This is a genomic window from Roseospirillum parvum (assembly GCF_900100455.1).
Lineage (GTDB): Bacteria > Pseudomonadota > Alphaproteobacteria > Rhodospirillales > Rhodospirillaceae > Roseospirillum > Roseospirillum parvum.
Genome location: NZ_FNCV01000008.1, coordinates 118,031 through 132,694, shown reverse-complemented (window position 1 = coordinate 132,694; position 14,664 = coordinate 118,031). Strand labels below are relative to the sequence as shown.

12 protein-coding genes are annotated in these 14,664 nt (G+C 71.9%); 6 read left to right on the top strand and 6 right to left on the bottom strand.

The window, feature by feature from the left end; translation table 11 throughout:
- Positions 1–166: 166 nt before the first annotated feature.
- From modA to BLR95_RS12495, 4 genes are all read right to left on the bottom strand, one after another.
- Positions 167–910, bottom strand: coding sequence for a molybdate ABC transporter substrate-binding protein (modA, locus tag BLR95_RS12510; RefSeq protein WP_092620683.1), 744 nt, complete (start codon positions 908–910; stop codon positions 167–169).
- Positions 911–939: 29 nt separating this feature from the next.
- Positions 940–1,779, bottom strand: coding sequence for a TOBE domain-containing protein (locus tag BLR95_RS12505; protein ID WP_092620680.1), 840 nt, complete (start codon positions 1,777–1,779; stop codon positions 940–942).
- Between the two features lie 198 nt (positions 1,780–1,977).
- The gene (locus BLR95_RS12500) at positions 1,978–2,898 is read right to left on the bottom strand and encodes a DUF1848 family protein (RefSeq protein ID WP_092620677.1); all 921 of its coding nucleotides are present in this window, start codon (positions 2,896–2,898) and stop codon (positions 1,978–1,980) included.
- Between the two features lie 12 nt (positions 2,899–2,910).
- Positions 2,911–3,207: a hypothetical protein gene (locus tag BLR95_RS12495; RefSeq protein WP_092620674.1), complete on the bottom strand. Its 297-nt coding sequence runs from the start codon at positions 3,205–3,207 to the stop codon at positions 2,911–2,913.
- Positions 3,208–3,352: 145 nt separating this feature from the next.
- Here BLR95_RS12495 and putA point away from each other — a divergent pair, with 145 nt between their 5' ends.
- From putA to BLR95_RS12480, 3 genes are all read left to right on the top strand, one after another.
- Positions 3,353–6,850, top strand: a complete 3,498-nt coding sequence (gene putA / locus BLR95_RS12490; protein ID WP_245689503.1) for a bifunctional proline dehydrogenase/L-glutamate gamma-semialdehyde dehydrogenase PutA — start codon at positions 3,353–3,355, stop codon at positions 6,848–6,850.
- 209 nt (positions 6,851–7,059) lie between these two features.
- Positions 7,060–8,202 (top strand): hypothetical protein, encoded by a 1,143-nt coding sequence (locus tag BLR95_RS12485; RefSeq protein ID WP_092620671.1) that lies wholly within the window; start codon positions 7,060–7,062, stop codon positions 8,200–8,202.
- 12 nt (positions 8,203–8,214) lie between these two features.
- A complete protein-coding gene (locus BLR95_RS12480) occupies positions 8,215–8,715 on the top strand; it encodes a L,D-transpeptidase family protein (RefSeq protein ID WP_092620668.1) in 501 nt (166 codons plus the stop codon).
- Between the two features lie 216 nt (positions 8,716–8,931).
- Here BLR95_RS12480 and BLR95_RS12475 read toward each other — a convergent pair whose 3' ends face one another.
- On the bottom strand, positions 8,932–9,609 hold the full coding sequence (locus BLR95_RS12475) for a YggS family pyridoxal phosphate-dependent enzyme (protein WP_092620665.1): 678 nt from the start codon (positions 9,607–9,609) through the stop codon (positions 8,932–8,934).
- A gap of 69 nt (positions 9,610–9,678) precedes the next feature.
- Between BLR95_RS12475 and BLR95_RS12470 the strand changes: the two genes are divergently transcribed.
- Together BLR95_RS12470 and BLR95_RS12465 are read left to right on the top strand one after the other, a co-directional pair.
- A complete protein-coding gene (locus tag BLR95_RS12470) occupies positions 9,679–10,287 on the top strand; it encodes a thiamine phosphate synthase (RefSeq protein WP_245689501.1) in 609 nt (202 codons plus the stop codon).
- Entirely contained in the window at positions 10,284–12,287 is a 2,004-nt protein-coding gene (locus tag BLR95_RS12465; protein WP_092620659.1) for a tetratricopeptide repeat-containing sulfotransferase family protein, read from the top strand. The genes BLR95_RS12470 and BLR95_RS12465 overlap by 4 nt, the downstream gene beginning before the upstream one ends.
- 199 nt (positions 12,288–12,486) lie before the next feature.
- Here BLR95_RS12465 and BLR95_RS12460 read toward each other — a convergent pair whose 3' ends face one another.
- Positions 12,487–13,665 (bottom strand): porin, encoded by a 1,179-nt coding sequence (locus BLR95_RS12460; protein ID WP_092620656.1) that lies wholly within the window; start codon positions 13,663–13,665, stop codon positions 12,487–12,489.
- 347 nt (positions 13,666–14,012) lie between these two features.
- Between BLR95_RS12460 and BLR95_RS12455 the strand changes: the two genes are divergently transcribed.
- Positions 14,013–14,582 (top strand): DUF3576 domain-containing protein, encoded by a 570-nt coding sequence (locus tag BLR95_RS12455; RefSeq protein WP_092620703.1) that lies wholly within the window; start codon positions 14,013–14,015, stop codon positions 14,580–14,582.
- Positions 14,583–14,664: the final 82 nt, after the last annotated feature.

Genomic DNA, 14,664 nt, shown 5'->3' with positions numbered 1-14,664 from the left:
GCCCCCGTCAGGGCACCTTGAGACCCCTCTCAGAGGCGGGCTACCATGCTCCAGAACCAAGTGGCGACCACTCCAAAAGCAAGTGGCGCGCTACAGAAAGGCGGGGTCCGGGGGGACCCTGTCCCCCCGGCGGGCGTCAAGGGGGCGGCGCCCCCTTGTTCCCGTGTCAGAAAGCCACCGCGTAGCCGTGATCCTGGATCACCTTCAGGCTCTCCGGCCCGGCCAGGAAGTCGAGGAAGGCGCGGGCGGCGGGGTTGTCGGCGCCGGTGGTCAGCAGCACGGCGTCCTGGCGGATCGGCGGGTAGAGGTCGCCGGGCAGCGTCCAGGCCACGCCGTCGGTCACGCCGGTCAGTTGCGAGCCGGCGACGAACCCGGCCTGGGCGTTGCCGGTGGTCACGAACTGGAAGGTCTGGGCGATATTGTTGCCCTGCACCAGCCGGTCGGCCACGGCCTCGACCATGCCCAGGCTTTCCAGGGCCGCCATGGCGGCGGCGCCGTAGGGGGCGGTGGCCGGGTTGGCCAGGGCGATGCGATCGACGCCGGGCGCGGTCAGCATCTCGGGCCCGGCCGGCAGGCTGGCGTCGGCCGACCACAGGACCAGGGTGCCGATGGCGTAGGTGCGCTGGCTGCCGGCCACCGCCAGGCCCTCGGCGACGGCCTTTTCGGGCCGTGCCTGATCCGCCGCCAGGAAGACCTGGAACGGCGCCCCCTGGCTGATCTGGGTGTAGAGCTGCCCGGTCGAGCCGAACGACAGCACCGCCACGTGGCCGGTGGCCTCGGTGAAGGCATCGGCGATGATCTTGGCCGGGCCGGTGAAGTTGGCGGCCACGGCGACGTTGGTCTCGTCGGCCCGGGCCGGACCGGCGAGGGTGGCCAGAAGGCCCAGGGCAAGCAGCAGGGAACGGTGCATGAGGGGGGACTCCTTATGGATGATGGCGCTCAGTCGAGGGCCAGGATGATGTGGTGGGCCTCGATCAGGGCGCTGGCGGCGATTCCAGGGGCCAGTTCCAGGCGCTCGGCCGAGTCCCGGGTGACGATGGCGACCAGGGTCTTGCCGCCGCCGATGTCGAGGCTGATTTCGCTGTTCACCGGGCCGTCGTGACGCGCCGTCACGGTGCCCGGCAGGTGGTTGTCGGCGCTGGTCGCCAGGGCGCCCTCGCCGACCGCCAGCATGACGAAGCTGGCCTTGATCAGCGCCGTCACCTCGCCGCCGCCATCCAGGCCGAGGCTTCGGACGCTGCCGTTGGTGACCACGGCGGTCAGGCGGGCGTCGCCCAGATCGATCACCACCTCGGTGTTGACGGTGCCCGGGATGAGGTGGGCGATGGTGCCGCGCAGGGCGTTGCGGGCGGTGGTCTGCATGCTCAGTCTCCGCATCAGGTCGAGCGCTCCGGCGGTCGGGTTGTCCGACAGCAGGGGCCCGGTTTCGGGGGTATCGGGGGAACCGCCCAGGGCTCGGTCGAGGTCGCCGGCGAGCACCGCCAGCGCCCCTTCCAGGCGGCGGAAGGCGGTGATGACGGCCAGCCCCTGGGCCGTCAGTTCGGCCCCGCCGCCATGCCGGCCGCCCGGACGGGCAACCACCAGGGGGCGGGCGAACAGGTTGTTGAGCGCCGTCGCCGCCTCCCAGGCGCCCTTGTAGGACAGCCCCATGGCGCGCCCGGCGGCGGCGATGGAGCCGTGGTCGCGGATCGCCTCGAGCAGGCGGATGCGCGATTCGCCAACCTGCATCGGGCGCGGCTCGGCGTGCGAGAAGACGGCGGACAGGGTGGGCGGGCTCATGTTCGAATCTGCCTTCGGGAGGGCGGGTCGGGACCGTTATGTAGTTACAGGTAATAACGCTTGGCAGGCTACACGGATTTTCCCAAGCAAACACCAGGCCAGAATTTTTCCCGTTTTATTTCAGATGGTTGACTCTCGCCCAGATGGCCAGACACGACACGATGTCCGACATTCGTGGCGCTTTCTCGACATGTCGCCCTACAGGAATCGGCCCTGGTCGGGGGCCTCGGGCACCGGGGTGCCGGGCGGCGCGAAAAGGAACGGGCTGTCCGCGTCGTGCGCCGCGTGATGGCGCCGTGCCACCGCCCGGCGGACCACCGCGTAGCAGTAGGCGCAGCCCTCGGGGCAGGTGTCGTAGGCTCCGATGTCGCGGCTGGCGGCGCAGGCGCAGGCGCGGTGCGGCTGGGCGGCGGCGGGCACCGGGCGGCCGGCCAGATCCTGAAGGCGGGCCGGGTCGATGCAGCGCGCCTCGGCCACCCCGGGCACCAGCAGCTCGGGCTGGCCGCACAGGGTCAGCCGGATGCCGTGGCGGGCGGCCAGGGGGGCCAGCTCGGCCAGCAGGGCCTGTTTGCCGGCCGGGCCCGGGTCATCCCACGTGAAGCCACCGGCCCGGGCGGCGGCGGCCATGTTGCGGACCGTCTTGCGGTAGACCTGAAGGAACGACACCACCACCTCGTCGACCACCCCTTCCAGGCGCCGGGCGGTGGCGGCAAAGGCGGCCCGCTGCCAGGCCGGCGGGGTGAGCGAGGAGAGCACGATCGGGTCGTGGCGCCACACCAGCGCCCGCGGGCCGAAGCGGTGGGCCACCTCGCGCATTCCGGCCAGCGCCTTTTCCGGCTCGGCCACCGCCGCTTCCAGGGCCCGGGGATAGCCGGTCAGGGTGTGCTGCACGACGAACGGCAGCCCGGCCTCGGCGACCTTGTCCAGCACCGGCAGGAAGGGCGTCACGTGGCGCGTCCAGAAGACCATGCCGGCCACCTCGGGCGGCCGCAGCGCGATGCGGTAGGGCTTGCCGGAATAGGGATTGACCGCCGCGCACCAGCCAGCCGCAAGGCGCCGCGCGAACCAGCGGCCGTAGAAGGCCGGGATGTCGGTGCGATAGCTGGCCGAGACGATCAAGCGGCCAGCGGCTCAGCGCCGCCGCACCGGCCCGCCGCGCGGCGGCGTGGCCGGGGCGCGGGCCTCGGCGCGGTCCACCTTGACGGCACCGGCGCCGACCAGCAGAGCGACGAAAAGATCGACCAGGCCGACGATGATCAGCAGCACCCCCAGGATGGTGTCGCTTTCCGCCTCGCCGGCCGCCGCCACCACGCCGGCCAGTTGCAGGCCGCCCCAGACGACCATCGCCACCCCACCCAGGGCGAGAACGGTGCCGATCAGGCCGCGGGCCTTGGCGGGGGCGGGCTGGTCGGGGTCGCGCGGGGTCATGGATCGGGCTCTCCGAAAAGGGGGAAACGGCACCGCGCGATGATAGCCCCACACCCCCGGCTGGAAAAGGGGGCGTGCATTCGCCGTCCGGCGACCTTACCTGAACAGGGAGACGCACCGACAGATCGAAGAGGGGAGACCTTCGGTGACCGATCACCTCAATCGATTGCGCACCCGCATCCGCGACTTCCACCTGAAGGACGAAGCCGCCGTGCTGGCCGAGTTGAGCCGCACGGCACCCCTGGACGCCGACCTGCGGGCCCGCGCCCAGGTGCGCGGCCAGGCCCTGGTCGAGGCCCTCAGGGCCGACCGCAAGCCGGCCCTGATGGACGTCTTCCTGGCCGAGTACGGGCTGTCCACCGACGAGGGGGTGGCCCTGATGTGCCTCGCCGAGGCGCTGCTCCGGGTGCCCGACGCCGAGACCATCGATGCCCTGATCGAGGACAAGATCGCCCCTTCGGCCTGGGGGGCGCACCTCGGGCAGTCCAGTTCGTCGCTGGTCAACGCCTCCACCTGGGCGTTGATGCTGACCGGCCGCGTGCTGTCGGAGGGCACCGGGGTGGCCGAGGTGCTGCGCGGCGCCGTGCGCCGGCTGGGCGAGCCGGTGATCCGCGCCGCGGCGAAGCGGGCGATGAAGGAGATGGGCAACCAGTTCGTGCTCGGCGAAAGCATCGCCGCGGCGGTGACGCGGGCCGGCGAGTACGAGGCCGAAGGCTACACCTACTCCTACGACATGCTCGGCGAGGCCGCCATCACCGCCGATCAGGCGGCCGCCTACCGCGCCGCCTACGCGGCCGCCATCGCCCATCTGGCGCCGTTGTGCAGGGCCGACGATCCGCGCGACAACCCGGGCATCTCGGTCAAGCTGTCGGCCCTTTTCCCGCGCTTCGAGGCGACCCAGCACGACCGCCTGATGGCCGAGCTGGTGCCCGCCCTGGGCACCCTGGCCCGCGCCGCCCGGGCCGCCAACATGGGCCTGACCGTCGATGCCGAGGAAGCCGACCGCCTGGAGCCGACGCTGGATGTGATCGAGGCCGTGCTGGCCGATCCCGAGCTGGCCGGCTGGGACGGCTTCGGGGTGGTGGTGCAGGCCTATGGGCGGCGCGTCGGGCCGCTCATCGACTGGCTGCACGCCCTGGCCGAGACGCTCGACCGCCGGCTGATGGTGCGTCTGGTCAAGGGCGCCTACTGGGACAGCGAGATCAAGCGGGCCCAGGTGGCCGGCCTGCCCGACTTCCCGGTGTTCACCCGCAAGGCGGCCAGCGACGTCGCCTATCTGGCCTCGGCGCGGCGGCTGCTGGCGCTGTCGGGGCGTCTTTATCCGCAGTTCGCCAGCCACAACGCGCACACCCTGGCCGCCGTGCTGGAGGTCGCCGAAGACCTGGGCGCGAACCGCGACAGCTTCGAGTTCCAGCGCCTGCATGGCATGGGCGAAAGCCTGCACGCCAACGTCAAGGCAGAGGCCGGCACGCGCTGCCGCATCTATGCCCCGGTCGGGGCACACCGCGACCTGCTGGCCTATCTGGTCCGCCGGCTGCTGGAGAATGGGGCCAACAGCTCCTTCGTCAACCAGTTGCTGGATGCCCAGGTGCCGGCCGCCACGGTGGCCGCCGACCCGTTCGCCGCCGAGGACCTGGGGCGCCCCAACCCGGCGGTGCGCCCGCCGCCCGACCTGTTCGCGCCGGAACGCCGCAATTCGGCCGGCACCGACCTCACCGATCCCCCTACCCGGGCCGCCTTCGAGGCCGCCCGCGCCCCCTTCCGCGAAACCACCTGGGAGGCCCGGCCGACACGCCGCAACGGCTCGGGCAACGGCCCGGCGCAACCGGTCAGCAATCCCTTTGCCCCGGCCGAGAGGGTCGGTCAGGTGCATCCCGCCACCCCGTCCGAGGTGGCGGCGGCGCTCAACGCGGCGCGGCCGTGGACCGCCTCGGCCGCCGAGCGCGCCGCCGTGCTGGTCGAGGCCAGCGAACTGTACGAGGCCGAACAGGGCGAACTGTGCGCCCTGCTCACCCGCGAGGCCGGCAAGACCCCGGCCGACGCCATCGCCGACCTGCGCGAGGCGGTCGACTTCCTGCGCTATTACGCGGCCCGGGCCGGCGACCTGTCGGCCCCGGCGCGCGGGCTGTTCGCCTGCATCAGCCCGTGGAACTTCCCGCTCGCCATCTTCACCGGCCAGATCGCCGCCGCCCTGGCCGCCGGCAACGGGGTGCTGGCCAAACCGGCCGAGGCCACCCCGCTGATCGCCGCCAGGGCCACCGCGCTGCTGCACCGGGCCGGGGTGCCGGCCCACGCCCTGGCCCTGCTGCCCGGCGAGGGGCCCGAGGTGGGCGCCGCCCTGGTCGCCGACCCGCGCATCGGCGGCGTCGCCTTCACCGGCTCCACCGCCACGGCGCACCGCATCCACCGCACGATGGCCGAGCATCTGGCCCCCGACGCGCCGCTGATCGCCGAGACCGGCGGCCTCAACGCGATGATCGTCGACAGCACCGCCCTGCCCGAGCAGGCCATCGGCGACATCATCGTCTCGGCCTTCCAGTCGGCCGGCCAGCGCTGCTCGGCCCTGCGCATGCTCTATCTCCAGGCCGACATCGCCGAGCCCTTCCTCGACATGCTGTATGGCGCCATGGACCAGTTGGCCCTGGGCGACCCATGGGACGTGGCGACCGACATCGGCCCGGTCATCGACGCCCGGGCCCGGGTCGACATCGAGGCCCACGTGGAACGCGCCCGGGCCGAGGGGCGGCTTCTCAAGCAACTGCCAACGCCCCGGGGCGACGGCCATTTCGTCGGCCCGGCGGTGATCCGGCTGGAGGGAATCGAGGAGTTGGAACGCGAGGTCTTCGGCCCGGTTCTGCACGTGGCCACCTTCCAGGCCTCGCGGATCGACCGGGTGGTCGATGCCATCAACGCCCAGGGCTACGGCCTGACCTTCGGCGTGCACAGCCGCATCGACGATAGGGTGGAGCGGATCACCGCCCGGGTCCGGGCCGGCAACCTTTATGTCAACCGCAACCAGATCGGCGCCATCGTCGGCTCGCAGCCGTTCGGCGGCCAGGGCCTGTCGGGCACCGGGCCGAAAGCGGGCGGACCCGACTATCTGGCCCGCTTCACCCAGCCGGCCCGCGAAACCCGGCCCGAACCGCCCGACACGGCGCCAGCCGATCCCGCCGCCGTGCAGGCCTGCCTCGACAAGGCCCGGGAGCAGGTGACGGCGGGGCCGCTGTCGAGCCGCGACCTGCCCGGGCCGACCGGCGAGTCCAACCGCTACAGCCACCACCCGCGCGGCGTCATCCTGTGCCTGGGGCCGGACGCCGCCAGCGCCGAGGCCCAGGCCACCCAGGCCCGCGCCGCCGGCTGCGCGGCGGTCTGCGTGGCCCCCGGCGCGCGCGGCGAAAACGCCGTCGCCGGCCGCCTGGAGGCCGAGGCGCTGCGCCACCTTGACGGCTTCGACGCGGTCGCCTGCTGGGGACCGACCGACCGCGCCCGCGCCCTGCGCCAGGCCCTGGCCGCCCGGCCGGGGGCGATCCTGCCCTTGCTCAGCGAACGCCAGATCACCGCCCGCTGCCGTCTGGAGCGCCACCTGTGCATCGACACCACCGCCTCCGGCGGCAACGCCCAACTGCTCGCCGCCGTGACCTGAGCCGCGCCGCCCCGAACGGGACACCCGAACGGAACACCCGAACTGGGCAAAGGGGACGCCGGCGGGCGGCAGGAATTACCCGCCGAGGCCGGGACGAGGCCGGATCGCCCGCATTCAATTGCTTGATTTACATACGTATTCTGGGTTGGCACCGGGCTTGCGAAGGGACCCGTGGAGACTTCCCCCAGAAGGCGTAAGGTATCGGCCCCGTGTCCAGCGTCGCCCTGATCCACGATCCCACCGCGCCCCGTCCCGGCAGCCCGGCGACGCAGTCCAACCGCGACACCATGGCCCGCCTCAACCGCAACCGCGAGGCCGAGACGGCGGCCCTCCCCGGCACCTTCGAGGAAGCCGGCGGCGGTCAGGCCAAGGTCAAGCCGTTCGGCGACGACGGGCTGACCTTCTGGGACGTGCTCGACATCATCAACCCGCTGCAACACCTGCCGGTGATCTCCACCTTCTACCGCGAATGGACCGGCGATCAGATCGACGCCCTGCCGCGCATCGTCGGCGGCGGCATCTTCGGTGGCCCGCTGGGCGTCGCCGCCTCGGTGGTCAACACGGTGATCGAGGGGGAAACCGGCGACGACCTGGGCGGCCACGTGATGACCGCCCTGTTCGGCCCCGACACCCCGGCCACCCCCGACGCCGCCCCGGCCACCCGCCTCGCCGAGGCCGCCGCTGACCGGTCGGCCGATCTCGGCGCCACGGCCCAGCCCGGTGGCTCGCTGGGTGGCTCGCTGGGCAGCCAGATCGCCGCCCAGGCAATGGCCGGAACGGCCACCCCCCACCCCCTCCCCGAGGTCACTCCCCAGACCGAACTGGCCGCCCTGACCGCCGGCGAACAGAGTCTGATCCCGACCGCCTCCCAGAACGCCCAGACGGCCCAGGCCGCCCCGGCCATCCCCATCCCCACCCCGCAACCCGACCAGGGTCCGGTGACCGATGCCAAGGGCCGGCGCTGGTTCCCGGTGCCGCAACGGCCCGGCGGCGGCACGTCCAGCAGTTGGCGGGCCAGCGGCACCACCAGCGGCGATACCCTGACCGTGCCGCCGCGCCCGCCCAGCCCCAAGGCGAACCTCGCCGCCGACACCGCCCCCCCGGCGGCGCCCGGAGCCTCGCTGGGCAGCGGCATCGACTATCTGGCGCCGGCCGCCGGGACGGCCACGACCGCCGCCGAAACGACCCGCCAACCATCGGGCATCGACCTGTCGAGCCGCCTGCCAGCCGAAGTCGACGCCACCGGCCATCCCATGCTGGGCGACGGCAAGGGCCAGATCACCCCGGCCTTCTACCAGGCCGCCATGCGTCAGGCCCTGGACAAGTACCAGGCCGCCGGCATGGCCCGGTAAGCCACCGCCGCCATGGAGATCCAGGTTTCCGCCAGCGGCCGACTGACCATCGGACCGCACCGCTGGCCCTGCGCCCTGGGCCGGGGCGGCGTGCGGACCGACAAACGGGAAGGCGATGGCGCCACCCCGACCGGCCGCTACCCCTTGCGCCACCTGCTCTACCGACCCGACCGCTGGCCCACCCCGCCAGCCACCACCCTGCCCACCCAGGCCATCCGACCAAACGACGGCTGGTGCGACGACCCGACCCACCAGGACTACAACCGCCCGGTCACCCTGCCCCACCCGGCCAGCGCCGAAAACCTGTGGCGGCAAGACCACCTGTACGACCTCGTCATCGTCCTCGGCCACAACGACGACCCACCCCAACCCGGCCTGGGCAGCGCCATCTTCCTGCACCTGGCCGGCGTCAATTACCCGCCGACCGAAGGCTGCATCGCCCTCGCCCCACCCCACATGACCCTGCTGCTGAAACTCATCCCCCCCACCACCAACCTCACCATCACCCCCTGACGGCGCAGGCGGCGCCAGACGCAAAGGGGCGCCGCCCCTTTGAACCCCGCTGGGGAGGCCGAGAGGCCTCCCCAGACCCCACCATGAATCAAAACCCCACCCAGGGGGGCTTGCCCCCCTGGGTGGGGTTTTAAGTCACGGCGGGGGTCCGGGGGGGCCCCTGGTCCCCCCGGCGGGGGTTCAAGGGGGCAGCGCCCCCTTGGCGTCTGCCGCTACCTACGTCTTCGGGGGGCGATGGCCGAAGATGGCGGTGCCGATGCGGACGTGGGTGGCGCCCATGGCGATGGCGGTGGGGTAGTCGTCGCTCATGCCCATGCTGAGCCAGGGCAGATCGTGGCGGCGGGCGATTTCGCGCAGCAGGGCGAAGTGCAGGGCCGGTTCCTCGTCGATGGGCGGGATGCACATCAGGCCCTGGATGGTCAGGCCGCAGTCGTTGCGGCAGTAGGCCAGGAAGTCGTCGGCCTCGGCCGGGTCGATGCCGGCTTTTTGCGGCTCCTGGCCGGTGTTGACCTGGACCAGCAGGTCGGGTCGGGTGGGGCGGTCGGCCAGCGCCTCGCCGAGCACCTTGGCGAGGCGCGGCCGGTCGACGGTTTCGATGACGTCGAACAGCTCCAGCGCCGGGCGCACCTTGTTGGTCTGCAAGGGGCCGATCAGGTGCAGGCGGGCTTCGGGGAAGCGGCGTTTCAGGTCGGGCCACTTGGTCTGCGCTTCCTGGACCCGGTTTTCGCCGAACACCCGCTGGCCGGCTTCCAGGGCCTGGGCGGCCCGCTCGGCCCCGTGGACCTTGCTGACCGCCACCAGGGTGACCGACTCGGGCGACCGGCCGGCGGCGCGGGCGGCTTCGGCGATGCTGGCCCGGACGGTGGACAGATTGTCGGCAACGCTTGCGTTCATGGCTGTTTCGCGCTCTTTTTCGGGGGTTCTTTGCCCGGGAGAGTATGGGCAACCGCCGGAGTCGTCAATTTGCCCGCCCCATCCTTCCTGCTCGCCGTGACCGACAGCGCCCGGAGCGCCGATCCGCTGCCCCTGGCCGCCCGCCTGCCGGCCGGGACCGGGCTGCTGCTGCGCCACTACGACAGCCCCGGGCGGGCCGATTTGGCGCGGGCGCTGGCCCGGGTGGCGCGGCGCCGGCGGCTGGTCCTGTTGATTGCCGCCGACTGGCGGCTGGCGGCGCGGGTCGGGGCCCAGGGGGTGCACCTGCCGGAAGGGCTGGCCCGCCACGGCCGCCTCGCTCCCCTGCGGCTGGCCCGGCGGCGCCACGGCTGGCTTTTAACCGTCGCCGCCCATGGCCGCCGCGCCCTGGCCCGGGCCCAGGCGCTGGGGGCCGATGCCGCCCTGCTCGGGCCGGCCCTGCCCACCGCCAGCCATCCCGGACAGCCCGCCCTTGGCCCGCTGCGGCTGGCCCGGCTGGTCCGCCACAGCCGGATGCCGGTGCTCGCCCTGGGCGGCATTGATGCCCGCACCGCCCGCCGCCTGGATGCGGCGCCCCTGATCGGTCTGGCCGCCGTGGGCGCCGCCCGCGACCTTGCCCGCGCGCCTCGCCATCGCCTGCCCCACCGGAGAGTTCCATGACCACCGCTCCCGATCCGCGCCTGACCGAAGCGGCCCAACAGCATCGCCAGGGCAACCTGGAGGCGGCCAAGCGGCTCTATCTGTCAATCCTGGCCACCCAGCCGGACCATCCGGTGGCGCTGCACAACCTGGGTGTGCTGTGCCTGCAGGGGCGCGACGCGGCGGGCGCCGTCGGGCATCTGCGCCGGCTGTGCACGGTGGCGCCGGCCAACCCGCGCCACTGGCAGGCCCTGGCCCAGGCGATGGCCGCCGCCGGCCGAGGGGGCGAATTGAAGGCCGTGGCGACCGAGGCGGCGCGGCACGGGGTGCGGCTGGCCCTGCCCCAGGCGGCCTCCGAGGCCGGCAAGGGGGCGCAGGGAAAAACCCCCAAAAGCCGCCCGAAAAACGGCGCCGGAAGCGCGCGCGCCGCCGGCGACCCGCGGCCCCGGCTGCAAAAGATCGGCCGGTTGCTCGACCAGGGCCGGTACGGAGTCGCCCTGAAGGAAAGCGAGGCCCTGATTGCCCAGGCCCCGCGACTGGCCGTGGCCCACAACCTGAAAGGCCTGGCCCTGAAGGGGCTCGACCGCATCGAGGAAGCGATCGGCAGCTTCCTGATGGCAACCCGGGTTGACCCGCGCTTTCCGCACGCCTTCACCAATCTGGGCAACTGTCTGCGCCGCCGGGGCGATCATCTGGCGGCGCTGGCGGCCTATGAGGACGCCCTGGCCCTGGCCCCCGACGACCCCGATACGCTGACCAGCATGGGCAATGCCCTGTCGGGCCTGGGCCGGGCCGAGGCGGCCGAAGCCGCCTATCGCAAGGCGTTGGCGCTGCGCCCGGCCAGTGGCGAAACGCTCAACGGGCTGGGCAACCTGATGCGCGACCTGGGCCGCAACCCGGAAGCCGAGGCGCTGTTCCGCCAGGCCATCGAGGCGGGCCCCCATGTGTCCCGTGTGTCGCTTTACGCCAGCCATCTGGCCCAGGCAAAGACCTTCCGCGACCCCGCCGACCCCGACATCGCCTTTCTGGAATCCCTGCTCGCCGGCCCCGATCTGCCGGCCACCGAGCAGGCCCGGGTGGGCTACGCCCTGGGCAAGGCCCGGCATGACCTGGCCGACGCGGGGCAGGGCAGCCACGCGGCGGCGTTCGAGGCCTACGCCCGGGCCGCCGCGATCAAGCGCGCCACCCTGACCTACGACGTGGCCGACGACGAGCGCCTGATGGTCGAACTGGCCGAGGCATTGCCCCAGGCGGTGCCGGCCGACGCCATCGCCGTCGCCGACGCCGTGCGGCCCATCTACATTGTCGGGATGCCGCGCTCGGGAACCTCCCTGATCGAGCAGATCATCGCCAGCCATCCGGCGGTCCACGGCGCCGGCGAGTTGGGCATGATCCCCGACCGGGTGCGCCTGCACGGCGCGGCCGCCGGCTTCCACACCCCCTGGGCGTGGGCCCGCGGTCTGAGCGCGACCCAGGCGGCGGCCTTTGCCAACGACTGTCTGGGCCGCCTGCGGGCCCTGGTTCCGGGGGCGGAGACCCATGTCACCGACAAGGCCCCCAACAACTTCCTGTTTGCCGGCGTGCTGGCCCGCCTGCTGCCGGGGGCGCGGATCGTCCACATCCACCGCGACCCCATGGACGTGGGGTTGTCCTGCTTCATCCAGCATTTCGCCGAGCAGGCTCAGCATTACAGCTATGACCTGGAAGAGCTCGGGCGCTACATGCGGGCCTATCAGCGGCTGGTCGATCGTTGGCGCCAGGTGTTGCCGGGCGAGGTGTTCATCGATCTGGCCTATGCCGATCTGGTCGATGCGCCGGAGCCGACCATTCGCGACCTGATCGGCCGCCTTGGCCTGCCGTGGGATGACGCCTGCCTCAGTCACCACCGCAGTCGCCGCATGGTGCAAACGCCCAGTTCCGGTCAGGTCCGCGAGCCCATCCACGCCGGCCGCCAGGGGCGCTGGCGGCGCTTCGAGGCACAGCTCGAGCCGTTGCGGCGGGTCCTGGAAGGGGAAGGCTGACGCCACCCCTTTTCCCAACCACGCCTTCTCCGACCGCGCCTTTTTCGGCGACTTGATCCGCCTGCCGCCGGCTCGCCCTCGCGGGGTGGGCACAGACGTGACCTCGGCGCACAAAAAAGGGGAGCCTTTCGGCTCCCCTTTCCTGTCCGGGGCGGGCTCTTGGCGAGCCCGACCCGATCCTCAAGCGAGGTGCGCAGCCTTAGAAGCTGAGCATGATGCCGGTGGCGAAGCCCCAGCCCTCGTTGTTGTTGGCGAAGTTGGTGGTCTCGTCGTCGTACTCGACGTGGAAGACGCTGGCACCAACCGCGACGCCGGCACCCATGTCGTAGGTACCCTCGACGATCCAGGCGGCGGTCTCGTCGTCACCACCGTTCACGTTGCCCGGAACGTTGGAGAAGGCACCCTCGGCGCTGGTGGCCTGGTAGGTGAAGCCGACGGCGTAGGGGCCGGTGGCGTAGCCGACGCCGGCAACCCAGACGTAGCCATCCTCGGCGTTCTCGAAGTCAGCACCGCCGTTGGCGCCCGGGGTGATGGTGCCATCCTCGGTGATGTCGAGCTGACGGTACGAACCGCCAACGCTGAAGCCGGCGTAGGTCAGCTGCAGACCGGCGGACCACTCGTCGTGCTCGTTGACGCTGGCGTTGCCCGACTCCTGGGAGAAGTAGCCGGCCGAAGCGGCGACGCCGACGCCCGAGAACTCACCGTCGTAGGTCAGGCTGGCGGCCCAGATGTTCTCGGAGGTGGCATCGGTGGCGATCGAGTTCGGGGCCTTGTTCAGGACGCTACCGGTGGTCTCGGCACCTTCCGGCTTGTAGGTGGCACCGAACTGGAAGCCGTAGAAGCTGGGCGAGGTGTAGTTGATGCCCTGACGGTCGCTGTCGGTGTTCAGCGCGGTGGTGGTCTGGCCGGCGACGGCACCCGGACGCTCGATCAGAGCGTAGATGTCGGACTCGGACATGCCCAGCATCAGGCCCGGGGCACCGTAGACGTGCATCTGGTAGGCGCGGTTGTTTTCCTCGCCGACCAGCAGCTGGCCGTAGGCGCTGCCGATGGTGACGTAGGCTTCGTCCATCGGGTCGGCGTCGGTGGTGCCGTAGGAGCCGATTTCCCACTCGGCGTGCACGCCGATGGTCAGGCCGTTGTCCAGGGTGGTCGAGCCGTTGAAGTGGATTTCGGCGTCGCTCCAGACGTGACCCTCGATCTCGTCGCCCTGGTTGCCACGGGCGACATCGCCGTAGGAGTCGTCGTTACCGGCCCAGCCGACGTACCAGTTGCCATAGCCGCCCAGGGTGATGCTGATGGGGTCGGCCGCACGGACGTCGGTGGTCATCGCGGTGGCGGCAACCAGCGCGGTGGTGCCAATGAGAACCTTCTTCATGTCTATCTTCCTTTTCCGAAAGACCGGATCTTGATCTTAGGGGTGAGACCGTGCGGGCACGGCGTGGGTCTAGATTTGCGCCATCGAGGGCTTTGCGGTCAACGGAGAACGCCCGGTCTTCCGCCGAATGGCCGGCGGTGTGGCAAGGAAGCAACAAAACCGCACGGGCAGTCGGTGTTTTGCCCGGCCCGCCCGGCGCCCCGCCATCGCGCGACCATCGCGCGGCCGCCAGGGTGCCCGCTGCATCGGGCTTTAGCCCACAGACTCTTTCCATTATAAGGGGACCCTCCGATCCCGTCGCGCCCCGGCCCCCCGCCGGCACGCCCCAATGACGATTGACCGACGCCATGACACAGCGCTTCAGCCTTCGCCTCCCCGTCCTTGCCCTGACTCTCCTGGGCATGGGCCTGCTTGCCGGATGCGGCGGCATCGAAACCGAGGCCCGCTATCCCGACGACCCGGCCCAGGACAGCCGGGGACCGGGACGCCCGACCTATGGCGGCGAGGGCCAGCAGGACTCCATTTTCGGCCCGGGCGGCTTTTCGCTGCTCGGCGGCGAGGAGGAGCGCGACCCCACCGGCGGCGGCGGGGGCATCAACGTCAACGCCTTCCTGTGGCGCGGGGCGCTGGACACCATCGCCTTCATGCCGCTCAGCTCGGCCGACCCGTTCGGCGGCGTCATCATCACCGACTGGTACGCCCCGCCCGACGCCCCCAACGAGCGCTTCAAGGTGAACGTCTACATTCTCGGCCGGGCCTTGCGGGCCGATGGCGTGAAGGCCTCGGTGTTCCGCCAGATCCGCGACGCCGGCGGCAACTGGACCGACACCCCGGTGGCCGGCACGGTGACCACCGAGCTGGAAAACCAGATCCTGACCCGGGCCCGCCAGCTGCGCATCGCCCGCCAGCAGGGCTGACCCGGCCCGCCCTCGACGCCTCGCCCGCGCGGGCCTTGGATTCCCCGACCCCGCCTTACCCCGGCCCCCTTCCGGAGACCCC

Coding starts and splice junctions, on each gene's coding strand:
- modA (WP_092620683.1), bottom strand. CDS start 910: ATGCACCGTTCCCTGCTGCTTGCCCTGGGCCTTCTGGCCACCCTCGCC.
- BLR95_RS12505 (WP_092620680.1), bottom strand. CDS start 1,779: ATGAGCCCGCCCACCCTGTCCGCCGTCTTCTCGCACGCCGAGCCGCGC.
- BLR95_RS12495 (WP_092620674.1), bottom strand. CDS start 3,207: ATGACCCCGCGCGACCCCGACCAGCCCGCCCCCGCCAAGGCCCGCGGC.
- BLR95_RS12480 (WP_092620668.1), top strand. CDS start 8,215: ATGGAGATCCAGGTTTCCGCCAGCGGCCGACTGACCATCGGACCGCAC.
- BLR95_RS12475 (WP_092620665.1), bottom strand. CDS start 9,609: ATGAACGCAAGCGTTGCCGACAATCTGTCCACCGTCCGGGCCAGCATC.
- BLR95_RS12465 (WP_092620659.1), top strand. CDS start 10,284: ATGACCACCGCTCCCGATCCGCGCCTGACCGAAGCGGCCCAACAGCAT.
- BLR95_RS12460 (WP_092620656.1), bottom strand. CDS start 13,665: ATGAAGAAGGTTCTCATTGGCACCACCGCGCTGGTTGCCGCCACCGCG.
- BLR95_RS12455 (WP_092620703.1), top strand. CDS start 14,013: ATGACACAGCGCTTCAGCCTTCGCCTCCCCGTCCTTGCCCTGACTCTC.